Here is a 15,415-nt window from a genome sequence, read left to right on the forward strand (position 1 = left end):
ATGGAAGGTTTAGAACGTCCCAGCCGGGGATGCAACGCCTCCATGCAAGAGGCGGGCCGCATTCAAGGGCAAGAGTCGGGGAGACTCGCGGAAATGCGATTAGTCAATTGAAACTAAAGAGAAATGATTTTACTTGACACGCACGTGACAGATGGCGGGGGGCGGCCCAAGGGTGCCCGCCCCGCACGCTCAGCGCTTGGGCGGCTGTTGCCCACCCTGCGGGGCGTTGGGTTTCTCCGCGTCCTTCAGGCTGCCGGGGACGATGAGGCTCTCCACCCGGCCACCCTCGAACTTGGACACACCGCTCACCAGGTCCACCACCAGCCTCTGGCCACGGATGACGTTCGGACCCTGGGTCAGCACCACGGGCTTGCCCACCATGGTGACGGTGTTGGTCTTCATGTCGAAGACGCCGCTGTCGCCGGTGGCCGTCTGCTCCTTGGTCTTCACCACCACGCCGCCGGTGGCCTCCAGCTTCTTGATCTGGCCCTTCTGGGCCGGATCGGTGCCGGCCTGCGGGGTGCCGCCAGCCTGTCCGTCCACCGAGCCCTCGTAATAGACGAGCAGGTCCTTGGAGCGCAGCGTGGTGTCGCCCTGGGTCACCAGCACGTTGCCGGAGAAGACCGCCACCTTGTCCTTGTCCCGCACCTCCAGCCCGTCGGCGTTGATGCGGACCGGCTGGTCGCGGTTGCGGGCGAACCCCTGCAGCGCGTTGGGAACATTGGAGCTGGGCGCCTGCGCCAACGCCGGGCCGGTGACGAGAACGGCCGCCAGCCCCAGAACGAGTATTGAAACCGGAAGGCGGCCGGAAACGGCCGTCGCAAGACGCATCATGGAGCAGGAACCGGACGTCGCGGAGGAAGGGGAGCCGGCGCCAGCGCCGGCGCGGCGGACGGCGCGGAAGGCGCGTCGGCGTGGGGTACGGAGAAAGCGCCACCGGCGGCCGGGGCGACGGGCGTCGCTTCGGCGGCGCGGGCCGGGGAGCCAGCCGAATGCGCCGTGGCGCCAGCAGGGGGAGAGGCGGCGCCGGGCGTGGCCGCCGCTCCGTCCGGCTTCTGGCCGGGCAGGTTGTTCAGGCGGAAGTCGAGCTGCACATGGCCCTGGAACAGGGCCCGCGCGCCGCGATCGGTCACGTCCAGCCGGTCGGCCACCAGCTTGCCGTCGAGATAGGTGAAGACCACCGGCTTGGCGGTGGCGATGGTGCCGGCCTTGATGTCCACCTGGGCGTCTTCCAGCTTGCCGCCGTAGCCGCCGTTCATGGCGAGGTCCACGCCATCGCCCAGCGTGATGAACTGCTTCTTGGTGTCGAAGCTGCCGGTCCTGGCGTTGACGCTGGCCCAGCCCTTGTCGGCCAGTTCCAGCCGCGCCTCGATGTCGGCAAGCTCGATCACGTCCGGACGGGTCAGGTCCTGAACCGCCGTGCGGGCGGTGATGCGGTAGCCGCGATTGTCGTCGGTGAAGCCGGAGAGCTTGGGCAGCTCCATGGTCAGGCGCGAGCCCGACAAGGTGAGGTGGCCGATATCGAACGGCAGGTCGATGGAGAGCTTCAGTCGCGAGAGGATGGACACCGCGCCGATGCCGATGACCGCCACGATGATGGTGAGCGGCACCAGCCGCTTGATCCAGCGCACGCGCGTGCTGTGCCGCCGCGCCTTCCTGAAGTCGGGCGGGGGTGGCGGGGCGAAGGCTTCGGCCTCCCGCGCATCGAAATCGTGTGGCGGCACGTGTCGGTTCATGGCCCTGTTCCGGCGGCGGGCCTGCCCCGCTGGCGCCTGTTCGCGGCTGCACACCCACACAAGCGGGCGTCCGGCGCGTCGCCCCACGCGCGGGGTCCAAGGTGTCCGAAATGGCGCCCAGAGGCAAGGGCCGCGCCCAAGCCTCTGGGATGCAAAGCTTTTATGTGCGCGGACCGGTCACGAATGGGCGAAGATGTCTTCTTCCGCCCAGCCGGACAGGTCGAGGGCGGCGCGGGCAGGCAGGAAGGCGAAGCAGGCGGCGGCGAGGCCGGTGCGCCCCTCGCGCGCCAGCATGTCCTCCAGCTTGGCCTTCACCGCGTGCAGGTGGAGCACGTCGGAGGCGGCATAGGAGAGCTGGGCGTCGGACAAGTCGGCGGCGCCCCAGTCCGAGCTCTGCTGCTGCTTGGAGATGTCCACGTTGAGGAGTTCCCGCAGCAGGTCCTTCAGGCCGTGGCGGTCGGTGTAGGTGCGCACCAGCCGCGAGGCGATCTTGGTGCACCACACCGGCTGGGGCATCACCTTGAAGGTGTGCTGGAGCACGGCGATGTCGAAGCGGCCGAAGTGGAACAGCTTGGTGACGTTGGGATCGGTCAGGAGCCGCACCAGATTGGGCGCGCTGCCGGGGCCGGCGCCCTGCGGGATCTGCACCAGATCGGCGCTGCCGTCGCCGTTGGAGAGCTGGACGAGGCACAGCCGGTCACGGAACGGGTCGAGGCCCATGGTCTCGGTGTCGATGGCCACGACGGAGGAGGCCACGAAGTCCGCGGGCAGGTCGCCGCGGTGGAGGCGGATGGTCATCTGTATCTTTTGCCTTGTTCGAGCACGGCTTTTAACGAACGCCCGCCCCCCTGTCGATGCCGCAGCGCGGCACGGACGCCCCGGTGCGTCGCGCTTCGGGCCGTGCTAGAAGCGGCGCCGTTAAAAATCGGGAGAGCTTGGGGGGATCTTGATGCGTTCGTTCTTTGTCGCGGGCCTTGCCGGCCTGCTGGTCGCGCTCGGCCTTGCGGCCGCCGCCACCGTTGCCACCACCTCCGTCGCAGAAGCCCAGCCGCTGCCGCCCGGGAGCTACCTGCGCAGCTGTCGCGACGTGCAGACCCGCGGCCCCAACCTTGTCGCCTTCTGCGCCACCCGCAACGGCCAGTGGGTGCCGGCGCGGCTGAACGACTTCCCCACCTGCCGGGGCGACATCTCCAACCAGAACGGCCAGCTGTGGTGCGAGCGGCGTCCCGGGCCTCCGCCCATGCCGAACCCCGGCTTCGGTCCGCCCGGCTCCTATCGCCAGACCTGCAACCGGGTGGAATTCCGCAACGGCGTGCTGAGCGCCTTCTGCCGCACCCGCGCCGGCAATTTCCAGCCCTCCGTGCTGAACACCCTGACCTGCCAGCCGGGGACCGACATCTCCAACCAGGACGGCACCCTGTGGTGCCAGCGCCGGCAGTCCCTGCAGCCGCCTCCGGGCAGCTACATGCGCACCTGCCGCAACATCTCGGTGGGCGGCGCGGGCATGCTGCGCGCGCAGTGCCAGCGGGTGAACGGCTCCTGGAACCCAACGGCGCTGAACCTCAACGCCTGCGGCCGCTCCCGCGACATCTCCAACCAGAACGGCAACCTCGCCTGCTTCTGAGTGGGATCTGACACGAGGACGAAGGGGCGCTCCGGCGCCCCTTTTTCTTTGTGCCGCTGCGGCAAGGCGGGACGATTTCTGTTATGCCTCGCGCGGTATTTCGATGCCGATTCGGGGAGGCTCCGGCATGTTCTTCCGTGCAGCTCTGAAGCGTCTTGCCGGCGGGATCATCCTCGCATCCGCCCTCACCGCCGCCCCGGCCATGGCCCAGCAAGGCGTGCCGCAGGGTAGCTATCTGGAGAGCTGCCGGCAGGTGCAGGTGCGCTGGGGGAAGGATCTTGCCGCCTTCTGCGCCACCCGCGCCGGGGAATGGGTGGTCTCGCGCCTCGACGACTTCCCCTCCTGCGGCGGCGACATCGCCAATCGCAACGGCCAGCTCGTCTGCCGCGACATGCCGGCGCCGGGATCGCTCTACGGCACCCTCGCCCCGTCACCACCCCCGCGCCCCCAGCCACCGGCCCCGCCGCCTGTTGTCCAGCGCCCGCCGGCCGGCACCTATACGTCCTCCTGCCGCGACCTGAAGCTGGAAGGCAGCTGGCTCTCGGCCACCTGCCGCGACGGCTGGGGCAACTGGCGCGAGGCCGGGCTCTCCCTCACCGGCTGCCCGCTCGGCGCGGACATCGCCAATGTGGAAGGCCGGCTCGCCTGCCGCTCCTTCACCTCCCAGCACGCGGGCGACTATCCCCCGCCCGGCTCCTATCAGGAGACCTGCCGGGACGTGTCGCTGGACTCCGGCACCCTGCGCGGCACCTGCCTCAGCCGCCGTGGCGCCTGGCTCTCCTCCTCGCTCTATCTCTCCTGGTGCAGCAACCGCGAGGTGGTGAACGACGACGGCATCCTGCGCTGCGCGTCCGCCGTGTCGTCCTCCGCATCGGGCTGGAACACCACGCCCGCGCCCTACGGTTCCTACCGCTCCACCTGCCGGGACGTGACGGTCAGCGGCGGCTTCCTGCGGGCCATGTGCCAGGATCGCGGCGGCACTTGGCGCACGTCGATACCGCTCCAGTTATCCCAGTGCCTCCAGGGCGCGGACATCTACAACGACAACAGCGACCTGCGCTGCTCCCGCGCCGGCTCGTCCGGCTTCAGCGACCGCCCGCCGCCCGGCTCCTATATGGCGAGCTGCCGCGACATCCGCGTGGTGGCCGGCTGGCTGAAGGCCTCCTGCCAGGACCGCAACGGCCGCTGGTCGGAGGCCACCACCGCCGTATCCTGGTGTAGTCCAGGCCGCGACATCGCCAACGACAACGGGCGGCTAACCTGTCGCTAGCGGTCAGCCGCCCGTCGTCCGCCGCGCGGGTCTTTCCCCAGCCCCAACGTGACAGCGCCCCATTGCTCGGCTATGGGCGTGCCCCCGTCACCGCAGGAGAGGATGAGACCCCATGGCCGCCGCACCGCAGGGCAACGCAGACGCCATCGCCCGCCTCATCGCCACCGAGATCAATGCCCGCCCGGCGCAGGTCACGGCCGCGGTCTCCCTCATCGACGAAGGCGCCACCGTTCCCTTCATCGCCCGCTACCGCAAGGAGGTGACGGGCGGCCTCGACGACACCCAGCTGCGCACGCTGGAAGAGCGCCTGTCCTATCTGCGCGAGCTGGAAAGCCGCCGCGCCGCCGTGCTCTCCTCCATCGACGGGCAGGGCAAGCTCTCCGACGAGCTGCGCGGCAAGATCGAGGCGGCCACCACCAAGGCGGAGCTGGAAGACCTCTACCTCCCCTACAAGCCCAAGCGCCGCACCAAGGCGGAGATCGCCCGCGAGAAGGGCCTCGGGCCGCTGGCCGAGGCGATCCTGGCGGATCGCTCCATCGCCCCGGCCGACCGCGCGGCGGCGTTCCTGAACGAGCAGGTGGCGGACATCAAGGCGGCGCTGGATGGCGCGCGCGACATTCTGGTGGAAACCTTCGCCGAGAATGCCGAGCTGGTGGGCCGCCTGCGCGGGCACCTGAAAGCCAATGCCGTGCTCAAGGCCAAGGTGGCCGAGGGCAAGGAGGAGGCGGGCGCCAAGTTCCGCGACTATTTCGACCATGCTGAGAAATGGGCCACCGCCCCCAGCCACCGCGTGCTCGCCATGCTGCGCGGGCGCAACGAGGAGATGCTGACCCTCGATTTGGTGGTGGACGAGGATGCCACCACCCCGGTGAAGCCGGCCGAGCGCATCGTCGCCGAGGCCTACGACATCCCCCTCGCCAACGGCGCGCCGGCCGATTCCTTCCTTTTGGACGTGGCGCGCTGGGCGTGGCGGGTGAAGCTCTCGCTGCACCTCACCGTGGAGCTGATGGGCGAGATGCGCGAGCGGGCGGAGGAGGAGGCCATCCGCGTCTTCGCCCGCAACCTCAAGGACCTGCTGCTGGCCGCCCCCGCCGGCTCGCGCGCCACCATGGGGCTCGACCCCGGCATCCGCACCGGCGTGAAGGTGGCGGTGGTGGACGGCACCGGCAAGCTGATTGCCACGTCGACCGTCTATCCCTTCCAGCCGCGCAACGACGTGCAGGGCGCCATGGCGGAGCTGGCGCATCTCATCCGCCGCCACAATGTGGAGCTGATCGCCATCGGCAACGGCACCGCCAGCCGCGAGACCGACAAGCTCGCCGCCGACACGATCGCCGCGCTGCCGCCGGATGCGGCCGGCAGGAAGCCCATCAAGGTGGTGGTGAGCGAGGCCGGCGCCTCGGTCTATTCCGCCTCCGCCACCGCCGCCGCCGAGATGCCGGACATCGACGTGTCCATCCGCGGCGCCGTCTCCATCGCCCGCCGCCTGCAGGACCCGCTGGCCGAACTGGTGAAGATCGAGCCCAAGGCCATCGGCGTCGGCCAATACCAGCACGATGTGGACCAGGCCCGCCTCGCCAAGGCCCTCGACGCGGTGGTGGAAGACGCGGTGAACGCGGTGGGCGTTGACCTTAATACCGCCTCCGCCTCCCTGCTCGCCCGCGTGTCGGGCCTCGGCGCCTCGCTGGCGGAGGCCATCGTGGCGCATCGCAATTCGGTGGGCGCGTTCAAGACCCGCAAGGAATTGCTGAAAGTCTCCCGCCTCGGCCCGCGCACCTTCGAGCTGGCCGCCGGCTTCCTGCGCATCCCGGACGGCGCCGAGCCGCTGGATGCGTCCGCCGTGCATCCCGAAGCCTATGAGGTGGCGAAGAAGATCGTCGCCGCCTGCGGGCGCGACGTGCGCCAGATCATGGGCGACACGGCGGCACTGAAGGCTCTGGACCCGCGCGCCTTCGTGGACGAGCGCTTCGGCCTGCCCACCGTGCGGGACATCCTCACCGAGCTGGAAAAGCCCGGCCGCGACCCGCGCCCGGCGTTCAAGACCGCCACCTTCGCCGAGGGCGTCCACGAGATGAGCGACCTCAAGCCCGGCATGGTCCTCGAAGGCACGGTGACCAACGTCGCCGCCTTCGGCGCCTTCGTGGACATCGGCGTCCATCAGGATGGGCTGGTCCACGTCTCGGCGCTGGCCGACCGCTTCGTGAAGGACCCGCACGAGGTGGTGAAGGCGGGCGACGTGGTGAAGGTGCGCGTGGTGGAGGTGGACGTGAAGCGCAAGCGCATCGCCCTCTCCATGCGCAAGGACGATGCCGGCGCCTCCCGCCCTGCCGCTGGGCGGCCGGAGCAGCCGCGCCAAGAGGGGCGCGGCAACGACTTCCGGGGCAACGACGCACGACGCCCGCAGCAGGGCAAGCCGGCGGACAAGGGGGGCGACAGGGGCGGCAATGGTGCTTTCGGCGCGGCGCTGGCCGAGGCCATGCGGCGCAAGGGCCAGTAGGCGCCAACGAAAACGGCCGGGCGTCAGGCCCGGCCGCGTTCATTCAATCGCCAAGGACGCCTCAGCGGCGGGCGGTCACCCGCGCGAGCTTCGGCACGAGGCGGGTCAGGCGGGCGCGGCGACCGGACGGCGGGCCGTCCTCGTCGTCCATCAGCATCACGGCGAAGCCCATCTGCACGCTGCCGAAGGTGATGCCCAGCGCCACCGTGAGCACACCGAGAGCCAGCAGCCCATCCGGCGAATGCGCGAACAGGCTGGCGAGGTGCGCCACGTCGAAGGCGACGAGCAGCGCCACGAATACGGCAGCGACGCCGATCCCGATGGCGGCGTGACGAAGCAGGAAGCGGACCAGGAACGGCATTGCGGTATCCTCGGTGCGGGGCCGGGCGCTCTCGCAATCGTCGGCACCAGCTTTACGTTGGTATGCATGGCACCGATCACTGCGCCGATCGCCATCAGCCGCAGACCCTGTGAAAGCGTCTCACGCCGCTTCCGGTGCGACAAGCTCTGACCCGTCGTCACAAGGTCGCAGATGCCGCCAGAACGTTTTGTCTCTGGACAAAGCGCCGTTCCCTCCCATGTGAGACACAGGCATCGCTACCGACCCCAGGGACGCTCAGGCCGGCGCTTCCGGCGCCGCGCGATCAGGGAGACAGGGACATGACGAAGCCCGACAGGATGAACCGCCTCGTGGTGGTGTGCGACGGCGCCAAGGCCGTCCTTCTCGCCGATTCCGGCATCGCCCCGCAGCCCCGCCTGTCGGTGCTGGAGAGCTTCAGCGAGCCCCATCCCAGCACCGCCGCCCTCGGCACCGACCGGCCCGGCCGGGTGCATGAATCCGCCACCGTCGCCCGCAGCGCCGTGGAGACCACGGACTTTCACGCCCAGGCGGAAGCCGCCTTCATCGCCCGCGTCGCGGCACGCCTCGATGCGCTGGTGGCGGCCGGCGAGGCGCCGGCGCGCATCCTCCTCGTCGCCCCGCCCAAGGCGCTGGGCGTGCTGCGCGATGCGCTCTCCGCCCGGGTGAAGCCTTTGGTCGCGGGCGAGATCGCCAAGGATCTGGTGAAGCTGCCGGTGGACGAGATCGCCAGCCACATCGCCACCTGAGCACCTCCGGCCGGGGCGCGAAACGATCCACCGGCGTGTGGCGTTCGGATAAGGTGGAGTCGCCGACCGGCCGGCGGCGGAGAGGTATTGCCCATGTCCATGTCCCCCACCCGCTCGCTCTCGCCCTGCGCCGTGTCCCGGTTGCGCCTGCTCGGCTGCGTCGTGCTGATGCTGGCGGTGGGCGCGGTTGGCGGGGCGGTAACCTCGCCGGCCATTCCCGCCTGGTACGAAGGTCTGGTGAAGCCGGGCTGGACACCACCCAACGCCGCCTTCCCCATCGTGTGGACGCTGCTCTATCTGATGATGGCGGTGAGCCTCTGGCGGCTGTGGGACAAGGTGCCCCCCTCCACCGCCCGCAGCGTGGCGATCGGCCTTTTCCTCGCGCAGCTGGCGCTGAACTTCCTCTGGTCGCCAGTGTTCTTCGGTCTGCAGGCGATCCACGCCGGCCTCGTCATCATCATCGGGCTCGTGGTGCTTCTGGCGCTCACAGTGCGCGCGACCTTCCCGCTGGACCGGATCGCCGGCTGGCTGCTGGTGCCCTATCTCCTCTGGGTGTGCTACGCCTCCACGCTGAATGCCGGCATCGCCGTTCTCAACTGAGCGCCGGGAGGATCCCACGATGGTGCATTGGTCCGTCTATCTGTTCATCCCGCTGGCGCTGATGCTGGTGGCGGGTGTGCTCTTCCTCGGCCTGTTCAACTTCGCCTCGGGCGGCTCGCCCCAGCGCTCACAGAAGCTGATGCAGATGCGCGTGCTGTTCCAGTTCCTCGCCATCATCATCGTCATGGTCACCATCTTCGCCATGGGACGCTGAACGAGGCCGCTGACGATCATGGTCAAGCTGAACAAGATCTACACCCGCACCGGCGACGACGGCACCACCGGCCTCGGCACCGGCAAGCGGGTCGCCAAATACGATCTGCGCGTCGAGGCCTATGGCGCGGTGGACGAGACCAATGCCACCCTCGGCATCGCCCGCCTCCATTTGTCCGGCGAGCCCCTGCTGGACGGCATGCTGGTGCGCATCCAGAACGATCTGTTCGACCTCGGCGCCGACCTGTGCGTGCCGCCCGCCGCCAACGAGGAGCCGGGCGCAAGCCTGCGCATCGTGCCGGCGCAGGTGACGCAGCTGGAGGACGACATCGACACCCTCAACGCCGAGCTGTCGCCCCTCACCTCCTTCGTGCTGCCGGCCGGCACCGCAGCGTCCGCTCATCTGCACCTCGCCCGTACCGTGTGCCGGAGGGCCGAGCGCATCATGGTCGCATTGTCGCACCAGGGCGAAGGCACTGTGGGGGAAGGATCGGTGGGCGCCCCGGCGCTGCATTACGTGAACCGGCTCTCCGACCTCCTGTTCGTCGCCGCCCGCTACGCCAATGCGCGCGGCGCGGCGGACGTGCTGTGGGTGCCCGGCAAAAGCCGGAGCTGAGGCCGCCGGCTCCGTTGCCGTGGCCCGTCGCCCTGCTCTAAGCTTGCCGCAACGGGACAGGACGGCCGCAGGCGGCGGACGGGTCCCCGGGACCCTGCGATGTTCGTTCCGCTTGCCGATACCAATCCGCTGGAGCATGTGCGCCGCCCCTACGTCACCTGGGCGCTGGTGCTGCTCAACGTGTTCGTGTTCGTCGCGCTCCAGCACGGCGCTTTCGGGCCCGTGAGCGAGGCCGGGGTGCTTGGCTTCGGCGCCATTCCCGCCGTGGTGAGCGGCGTCGCCATCCTGCCCGAGGGCTACGAGCGGCTGCCGCCGGCCCTCACCCTTGTCAGCTACATGTTCCTGCACGGCGGGTGGCTCCACCTCATCGGCAACATGGCCTTCCTCCTGGTGTTCGCCGACAATGTGGAGGACGCCATGGGCCATGCCCGCTTCCTCCTGTTCTACCTGCTGTGCGGCATCATCGCCGGGCTCGCCCATGTGCTGGCCGAGCCGGGCTCAGAGGCGCCGCTGGTGGGAGCCTCGGGCGCCGTGGCGGGGGTGATCGCGGCCTATCTCGTCCTCCATCCCAACATCCGCCTGTGGGCGCTGGTGCTGATGAAGATCCCGCTCCGGATCCCCGCCTACTGGGCCATCGGCGCGTGGTTCGGCCTGCAGGTGTGGCAGATCCTGTCGAGCACGGACCAGGAAACGGCGTGGTGGGCGCATGTGGGCGGCTTCCTCGCCGGAGCGGTGCTGGTGGTGCTGATGCGCCGGCCGGGCGTCGCCCTGTTCGATCGCGATCCCTCCGGGGTGCCGAGCATCCGCGCGCAGGGCGTCCGAACGCCGCGCCGGAGCGAGCGTTGACACGCTTTCTGGCCCCTCCTACGTTGCCCGCCCGCAAGAAATGCTGCAATGCAGGGATAAGAGCGGAAGTTTCGATCATCGGCGGATTTTGCGACCGCCAGTCGAGATTTCGGGAACGGGGAGCGCGTGTCGATGAAGATCCTGGTGCCCGTTAAGCGGGTGGTGGATTACAACGTGAAGGTCCGGGTGAAGTCGGACGGTTCGGGCGTTGAGCTCGCGAACGTCAAGATGTCCATGAACCCGTTCGACGAGATCGCGGTGGAAGAGGCGCTCCGCCTCAAGGAAGCCGGCAAGGCGACCGAGGTGGTGGCGGTGTCCATCGGCCCGGCCCAGGCGTCCGAGACGCTGCGCACGGCGCTGGCCATGGGTGCCGACCGCGGCATTCTGGTGAAGACCGACGGCGTGGTCGAGCCGCTCGCGGTCGCCAAGATCCTCAAGGGCGTGGTGGGCGAGGAAGCCCCCGGCCTGGTGATCCTCGGCAAGCAGGCCATCGACGACGACTGCAACCAGACCGGCCAGATGCTGGCGGCGCTGCTGGGCTGGCCTCAGGCCACCTTCGCGTCCAAGGTCGTGGTGGAAGACGGCGGCGTGGTCGTCACCCGCGAGATCGACGGCGGCCTGCAGACCATCAAGCTCAACGGCCCGGCCATCGTCACGACGGACCTGCGCCTCAACGAGCCGCGCTACGCCTCGCTCCCCAACATCATGAAGGCGAAGAAGAAGCCCATCGCCGAGAAGACGCCGGCCGATTACGGCGTCGACGTCGCCCCGCGGCTCGAGGTGCTGAAGACCGCCGAGCCGGCCGGCCGCAAGGCGGGCGTGAAGGTGGGCTCGGTGGCCGAGCTGGTGGCGAAGCTCAAGGATGAGGCGGGGGTGATCTGATGGCCGTTCTGCTCATTGCCGAACACGACAATTCGGCCCTCAACGGCGTCACCGCCAAGGCGCTGACCGCCGCCGCCGCGCTCGGCGCGCCGGTGCATGTGCTGGTCGCCGGCCAGAACGCCAAGGGCGTGGCCGAGGCCGCCGCGAAGCTCTCGGGCGTCGAGAAGGTGCTGCTCGCCGACGACGCGCTCTACGCGCACCGCCTCGCCGAGCCGCTGGCGGCGCTGCTCGTCTCGCTGGCGCCCGGCTACGACGCCATCGTCGGCCCCTCCACCGCCAGCGCCAAGAACGTGCTGCCGCGCGTCGCCGCGCTGCTGGACGTGATGCAGGTGTCGGACATCACCAAGGTGGTCTCGCCCGACACGTTCGAGCGGCCCATCTATGCAGGCAACGCCATCCAGACCGTGAAGTCCAACGACGCCAAGAAGGTGGTGACGGTGCGCACCGCCTCCTTCGCCGCCACCGGCGAGGGCGGCTCGGCCGCCATCGAGACCGTTGGCGCGGCGTCCGACCCGGCGCTCTCCACCTTCGTGGACGAGGCCATCGCCGCCTCCGACCGTCCCGAGCTGACCGCCGCGAAGATCATCGTGTCGGGCGGTCGCGCGGTGGGCTCGCGGGAGAAGTTCGCCGAGCTGATCGAGCCTCTGGCCGACGCGCTGGGCGCGGCGGTGGGCGCCTCGCGCGCCGCGGTGGACGCGGGCTATGCCCCGAACGACTGGCAGGTGGGCCAGACCGGCAAGGTCGTCGCCCCCGAGCTGTACATCGCCCTCGGCATCTCCGGCGCCATCCAGCATCTCGCCGGCATGAAGGACTCCAAGGTCATCGTCGCCGTCAACAAGGACGAGGAAGCCCCCATCTTCCAGGTGGCGGACTACGGTCTCGTCGGCGATATCAACACCGTCATCCCCGAACTCAAGGCGGAAATCGCCAAGGTTAAGGGATAGGATAACTCTGGCTGCGGCCGGAGAACCACCGGCCGCAGTTTCGGGGATGCCCGCCCCGGTCACCGGCAACAAGGCGAAACGAGAGAATCATGCCGCTCGAGATCAAGAAGGTCGGGGTCATCGGCGCAGGCCAGATGGGCAACGGCATCGCGCACGTCTGCGCGCTCGCCGGCTACGACGTGGCGCTGAACGACGCGGACCCTGACCGCATCCGCTCCGGCCTCGCCACCATCAATGGCAACATGGCCAAGCAGGTGGCCAAGGGCTTCGTGTCCGAGACCGACCGGCAGGAAGCCCTCGCCCGCATCGTCGCCGCGGACAAGACCGAGGACCTCGGCGACTGCGACCTCGTGATCGAATCCGCCACCGAGCGGGAAGAGGTGAAGCGCAAGATCTTCTCCGCGCTCTGCCAGGTGGTGAAGCCGGAGGCCATTCTCGCCTCCAACACCTCCTCCATCTCCATCACCCGCCTCGCCGCCGCCACCGACCGGCCGGAGCGCTTCATCGGCATTCACTTCATGAATCCGGTGCCGCTGATGGAGCTGGTCGAGCTGGTACGCGGCATCGCCACCGACGACGAGACCTTCGAGGCCTCCAAGACCTTCGTCACCCGCCTGCACAAGACCTATGCGGTGGCCGAGGACTTCCCGGCCTTCATCGTCAACCGCATCCTGCTGCCGATGATCAACGAGGCCATCTACACCCTGTATGAGGGCGTGGGCTCGGTGGATTCCATCGATCGCGCCATGAAGCTTGGCGCCAACCACCCCATGGGTCCGCTGCAGCTCGCCGACTTCATCGGCCTCGATACCTGCCTCGCGGTGATGCAGGTGTTGCACGAGGGCCTCGCCGATTCCAAGTACCGGCCCTGCCCGCTGCTGGTGAAGTATGTCGAGGCCGGCTGGCTCGGCCGCAAGACGCAGCGCGGCTTCTACGACTATCGCGGCGAGAAGCCCGTCCCCACGCGCTGAGGCGGGGGACGCGGAGGCCGGCATCGGCCTCGACCAAAGATCAGCCCGGCCGAAGGCGACCGGGCGTTCGATCACTCATCGCCATCCTGCCCCGCGTCGGCGGCCGGCAATTCCACCCGCTGTAACAGTCCGCCCCCCGGGCGGTTCGAGAGGGTGAGCCCCCCGCCATGACGGGCGATGATCTCATTGGCGATGGCGAGGCCGAGGCCCGCCCCGGGGATCTTCACCTGCCGCGCCGGATCGACCCGGAAGAACGGCTCGAACACCCGCCCCATCAGCGCCTCGGGAATGCCGGGGCCATCATCCTCGATCACCAGCACCACCCGCTCCGCATCGGCGCTGACGGCAAGGCGCGCGCCGCCGCCAAGGCCCGCACCGTGGGCGGCGCTCGCACCGTGCGTAGCGGCATTGACCGCGAGATTGCGCACCGCCCGCTTGAGGGAAAGCGGCCGGCCGGAGACGAGGCCCGGCACGGTGCCGCGCACGGCGACGCCAAGCCCGATCTCACGCAGTTCGGTCGCCACCTGCTCCACCAGCCGGTCGAAGCGGACCGCCTCCAGCGCGCCGCCCTCCACCTCCTCGCGCACCAGGCGGATGGCGCTATCGGCGATGCGGTCCAGCTCCGCGAGGTCCGAGAGCCATTGGGCGCGATCCTCCTCGTCGGCGACGAATTCCGCGCGCAGGCGCATCCGGGTGAGCGGGGTGCGCAAATCGTGCGCCGCGCCGGCGACGATGCGCATGCGGCTGTCCATGGAGGCCTTCAGCCGCCCCGAGAGCCGGTTGATGGCGGCGGCCGCGGCGCGCACCTCGGCCGGCCCCCGCTCAGGCAGGACGGGCAGTTCGCCGTCCGGCCCGATGCGCCGTGCGGCCTCTTCCACCAGCGCCAGCGGACGGGTCAGGCGCCGGACGGCGAGAACCACGACGCCAGTCACGCCGAGAATCATCAACGCCAGCCAGACGGCGAAGCCGAAGGTCCCGCCCGGCGGGCCGCGCGGCGGAGGGGGGATGCCGCCGCCCGACAGCACGAGCCACCGCCCGTCGGCGAGGCCGATTGCGGTCACCGGCGACCCGCCCTCGGGCCTGAGTACCCGCACCGGATGGGGTTGGCCGAGCCGGGCGAGCGCGTCGGAAAGCTGCCGGCTCGCCATCTCGTCGAGGGGACCGGCGGGCGGCGCAGGCCGCAGCGCCGGCGCATCGGTCCCCGGCGGAAGCTTGGCCGCGAGCGCCACGGCATCGAGAATGGCGGGCGCGATGACGCCCGCCCCGAACGGCGGCCATTGCGGGCGGGCAATGAAGAATGCGGCGCCGTTGGCGAGCGCGATCACCACCAGCACGGCGGCCACGAGGATGGCCGTCACCTGCGCCCGCAGCGTCCTCACGGCGCCGTCTCCACATCCACCCGCACCGAGAGCTGATAGCCGCCATTGCGCAGGGTCTTGAGAATCTGGAACGCGCCCTGATCGCCGAGCTTGCGGCGGAGCCGGCTGACCAGCACATCGATGGAGCGGTCGAAGGGGCCGGCCTCCCGGCCGCGGGTGATGTCGAGCAGCTGGTCGCGCGAGAGAATGCGGCCGGGCCGTTCCAGGAAGGCCATCAGCAGATCGAACTCCGCCCCGGTCAGCCCCACCTCAGCGCCGCCCGCCGAGGTGACGCGGCGCAGCTCCGGCTCGGCCCTGAAGCCGGCGAAAGCGTAGGCGCGCACCTGCGGCGATGCCGGCTCGGCGGCGCTGGTCCGCCGCAGGACGGCCCGGATTCGGGCGACCAGCTCCCGCGGGTTGAACGGCTTGCCGAGGTAGTCATCGGCCCCGATCTCGAGGCCGATGATGCGGTCCACATCCTCCTTTAGGGCGGTGAGCAGGATGACCGGCACCCGCGAGCGGGCGCGCAGGGCGCGGCACAAATCGAGGCCGGACGCATCGGGCAGCATGAGGTCCAGCACCACGAAGTCGATGCGCTGGGTGACGAGCTTCTCCTCCATCTCCCGCCCGTCTCCGGCAGCGGTGACGCGGAAGCCCTGGGCGGTGAGATACCGGCTGAGAAGCTTGCGGATTTCGAGGTCGTCGTCGACGACGAGAATGTGCGGCCCGTCCTGTTGCACCCGTTCCTCCG

At 69.7% G+C, this 15,415-nt stretch carries 17 protein-coding genes; 11 read left to right on the forward strand and 6 right to left on the reverse strand.

Translation table 11 applies throughout. The features are described 5' to 3' along the window. Window positions 1–189 precede the first annotated feature (189 nt). From V5F63_RS23845 to V5F63_RS23855, 3 genes are all read right to left on the reverse strand, one after another. The gene (locus tag V5F63_RS23845) at window positions 190–834 is read right to left on the reverse strand and encodes an LptA/OstA family protein (protein ID WP_245327266.1); all 645 of its coding nucleotides are present in this window, start codon (window positions 832–834) and stop codon (window positions 190–192) included. Next, window positions 831–1,736 (reverse strand): hypothetical protein, encoded by a 906-nt coding sequence (locus tag V5F63_RS23850; RefSeq protein WP_209486493.1) that lies wholly within the window; start codon window positions 1,734–1,736, stop codon window positions 831–833. The genes V5F63_RS23845 and V5F63_RS23850 overlap by 4 nt, the downstream gene beginning before the upstream one ends. Window positions 1,737–1,913: 177 nt before the next feature. Next, window positions 1,914–2,534, reverse strand: a complete 621-nt coding sequence (locus V5F63_RS23855; protein ID WP_209486495.1) for a ribonuclease D — start codon at window positions 2,532–2,534, stop codon at window positions 1,914–1,916. A 151-nt stretch (window positions 2,535–2,685) separates the two neighbouring features. Between V5F63_RS23855 and V5F63_RS23860 the strand changes: the two genes are divergently transcribed. The 3 genes from V5F63_RS23860 (at window position 2,686) to V5F63_RS23870 (ending at window position 7,127) form a co-directional block, all read left to right on the forward strand. Continuing rightward, entirely contained in the window at window positions 2,686–3,360 is a 675-nt protein-coding gene (locus V5F63_RS23860; RefSeq protein WP_209486497.1) for a CVNH domain-containing protein, read from the forward strand. A gap of 127 nt (window positions 3,361–3,487) precedes the next feature. Further along, a complete protein-coding gene (locus V5F63_RS23865; protein ID WP_394102932.1) occupies window positions 3,488–4,630 on the forward strand; it encodes a CVNH domain-containing protein in 1,143 nt (380 codons plus the stop codon). A 112-nt stretch (window positions 4,631–4,742) separates the two neighbouring features. Further along, window positions 4,743–7,127, forward strand: a complete 2,385-nt coding sequence (locus V5F63_RS23870) for a Tex family protein (protein ID WP_394102931.1) — start codon at window positions 4,743–4,745, stop codon at window positions 7,125–7,127. A 61-nt stretch (window positions 7,128–7,188) separates the two neighbouring features. Here the strand turns inward: V5F63_RS23870 and V5F63_RS23875 are convergent, their stop codons facing one another. Continuing rightward, the gene (locus tag V5F63_RS23875) at window positions 7,189–7,488 is read right to left on the reverse strand and encodes a hypothetical protein (RefSeq protein WP_209486503.1); all 300 of its coding nucleotides are present in this window, start codon (window positions 7,486–7,488) and stop codon (window positions 7,189–7,191) included. 299 nt (window positions 7,489–7,787) lie between these two features. Between V5F63_RS23875 and V5F63_RS23880 the strand changes: the two genes are divergently transcribed. From V5F63_RS23880 to V5F63_RS23915, 8 genes are all read left to right on the forward strand, one after another. Next, window positions 7,788–8,234: a host attachment protein gene (locus V5F63_RS23880; protein WP_394030118.1), complete on the forward strand. Its 447-nt coding sequence runs from the start codon at window positions 7,788–7,790 to the stop codon at window positions 8,232–8,234. A 99-nt stretch (window positions 8,235–8,333) separates the two neighbouring features. Beyond that, window positions 8,334–8,834, forward strand: coding sequence for a TspO/MBR family protein (locus V5F63_RS23885; RefSeq protein WP_394102957.1), 501 nt, complete (start codon window positions 8,334–8,336; stop codon window positions 8,832–8,834). A gap of 19 nt (window positions 8,835–8,853) precedes the next feature. Continuing rightward, window positions 8,854–9,048 carry a twin transmembrane helix small protein gene (locus V5F63_RS23890; protein WP_209486510.1) on the forward strand — a complete coding sequence of 65 codons (195 nt, stop codon included), beginning with the start codon at window positions 8,854–8,856 and terminating at the stop codon, window positions 9,046–9,048. Between the two features lie 18 nt (window positions 9,049–9,066). Further along, the gene (locus V5F63_RS23895; RefSeq protein WP_394102930.1) at window positions 9,067–9,663 is read left to right on the forward strand and encodes a cob(I)yrinic acid a,c-diamide adenosyltransferase; all 597 of its coding nucleotides are present in this window, start codon (window positions 9,067–9,069) and stop codon (window positions 9,661–9,663) included. A gap of 99 nt (window positions 9,664–9,762) precedes the next feature. After that, the gene (locus V5F63_RS23900; RefSeq protein WP_209486517.1) at window positions 9,763–10,509 is read left to right on the forward strand and encodes a rhomboid family intramembrane serine protease; all 747 of its coding nucleotides are present in this window, start codon (window positions 9,763–9,765) and stop codon (window positions 10,507–10,509) included. Between the two features lie 132 nt (window positions 10,510–10,641). Continuing rightward, complete coding sequence (locus V5F63_RS23905) at window positions 10,642–11,391, forward strand: electron transfer flavoprotein subunit beta/FixA family protein (protein WP_394030121.1); 750 nt, start codon at window positions 10,642–10,644, stop codon at window positions 11,389–11,391. Continuing rightward, the gene (locus tag V5F63_RS23910; protein ID WP_209486526.1) at window positions 11,391–12,335 is read left to right on the forward strand and encodes an electron transfer flavoprotein subunit alpha/FixB family protein; all 945 of its coding nucleotides are present in this window, start codon (window positions 11,391–11,393) and stop codon (window positions 12,333–12,335) included. Before V5F63_RS23905 ends, V5F63_RS23910 begins: the two co-directional genes overlap by 1 nt. Window positions 12,336–12,424: 89 nt before the next feature. Continuing rightward, window positions 12,425–13,306: a 3-hydroxybutyryl-CoA dehydrogenase gene (locus V5F63_RS23915; protein WP_209486529.1), complete on the forward strand. Its 882-nt coding sequence runs from the start codon at window positions 12,425–12,427 to the stop codon at window positions 13,304–13,306. A 71-nt stretch (window positions 13,307–13,377) separates the two neighbouring features. Here V5F63_RS23915 and V5F63_RS23920 read toward each other — a convergent pair whose 3' ends face one another. Both V5F63_RS23920 and V5F63_RS23925 read right to left on the reverse strand, forming a co-directional pair. Continuing rightward, on the reverse strand, window positions 13,378–14,685 hold the full coding sequence (locus V5F63_RS23920; protein WP_394102882.1) for an ATP-binding protein: 1,308 nt from the start codon (window positions 14,683–14,685) through the stop codon (window positions 13,378–13,380). Further along, a complete protein-coding gene (locus V5F63_RS23925) occupies window positions 14,682–15,404 on the reverse strand; it encodes a response regulator (protein WP_348634276.1) in 723 nt (240 codons plus the stop codon). Before V5F63_RS23925 ends, V5F63_RS23920 begins: the two co-directional genes overlap by 4 nt. Between the last annotated feature and the right edge of the window lie 11 nt (window positions 15,405–15,415).

The sequence above is a fragment of the Xanthobacter wiegelii genome (genome assembly GCF_043193855.2).
Lineage (GTDB): Bacteria > Pseudomonadota > Alphaproteobacteria > Rhizobiales > Xanthobacteraceae > Xanthobacter > Xanthobacter flavus_A.

Bases quoted from the DNA above. Each gene is read 5' to 3' on its own strand.
- V5F63_RS23845 (WP_245327266.1), bottom strand. From the start codon at position 834: ATGATGCGTCTTGCGACGGCCGTTTCCGGCCGCCTTCCGGTTTCAATA.
- V5F63_RS23850 (WP_209486493.1), bottom strand. From the start codon at position 1,736: ATGAACCGACACGTGCCGCCACACGATTTCGATGCGCGGGAGGCCGAA.
- V5F63_RS23855 (WP_209486495.1), bottom strand. From the start codon at position 2,534: ATGACCATCCGCCTCCACCGCGGCGACCTGCCCGCGGACTTCGTGGCC.
- V5F63_RS23860 (WP_209486497.1), top strand. From the start codon at position 2,686: ATGCGTTCGTTCTTTGTCGCGGGCCTTGCCGGCCTGCTGGTCGCGCTC.
- V5F63_RS23865 (WP_394102932.1), top strand. From the start codon at position 3,488: ATGTTCTTCCGTGCAGCTCTGAAGCGTCTTGCCGGCGGGATCATCCTC.
- V5F63_RS23870 (WP_394102931.1), top strand. From the start codon at position 4,743: ATGGCCGCCGCACCGCAGGGCAACGCAGACGCCATCGCCCGCCTCATC.
- V5F63_RS23875 (WP_209486503.1), bottom strand. From the start codon at position 7,488: ATGCCGTTCCTGGTCCGCTTCCTGCTTCGTCACGCCGCCATCGGGATC.
- V5F63_RS23880 (WP_394030118.1), top strand. From the start codon at position 7,788: ATGACGAAGCCCGACAGGATGAACCGCCTCGTGGTGGTGTGCGACGGC.
- V5F63_RS23885 (WP_394102957.1), top strand. From the start codon at position 8,334: ATGTCCCCCACCCGCTCGCTCTCGCCCTGCGCCGTGTCCCGGTTGCGC.
- V5F63_RS23890 (WP_209486510.1), top strand. From the start codon at position 8,854: ATGGTGCATTGGTCCGTCTATCTGTTCATCCCGCTGGCGCTGATGCTG.
- V5F63_RS23895 (WP_394102930.1), top strand. From the start codon at position 9,067: ATGGTCAAGCTGAACAAGATCTACACCCGCACCGGCGACGACGGCACC.
- V5F63_RS23900 (WP_209486517.1), top strand. From the start codon at position 9,763: ATGTTCGTTCCGCTTGCCGATACCAATCCGCTGGAGCATGTGCGCCGC.
- V5F63_RS23905 (WP_394030121.1), top strand. From the start codon at position 10,642: ATGAAGATCCTGGTGCCCGTTAAGCGGGTGGTGGATTACAACGTGAAG.
- V5F63_RS23910 (WP_209486526.1), top strand. From the start codon at position 11,391: ATGGCCGTTCTGCTCATTGCCGAACACGACAATTCGGCCCTCAACGGC.
- V5F63_RS23915 (WP_209486529.1), top strand. From the start codon at position 12,425: ATGCCGCTCGAGATCAAGAAGGTCGGGGTCATCGGCGCAGGCCAGATG.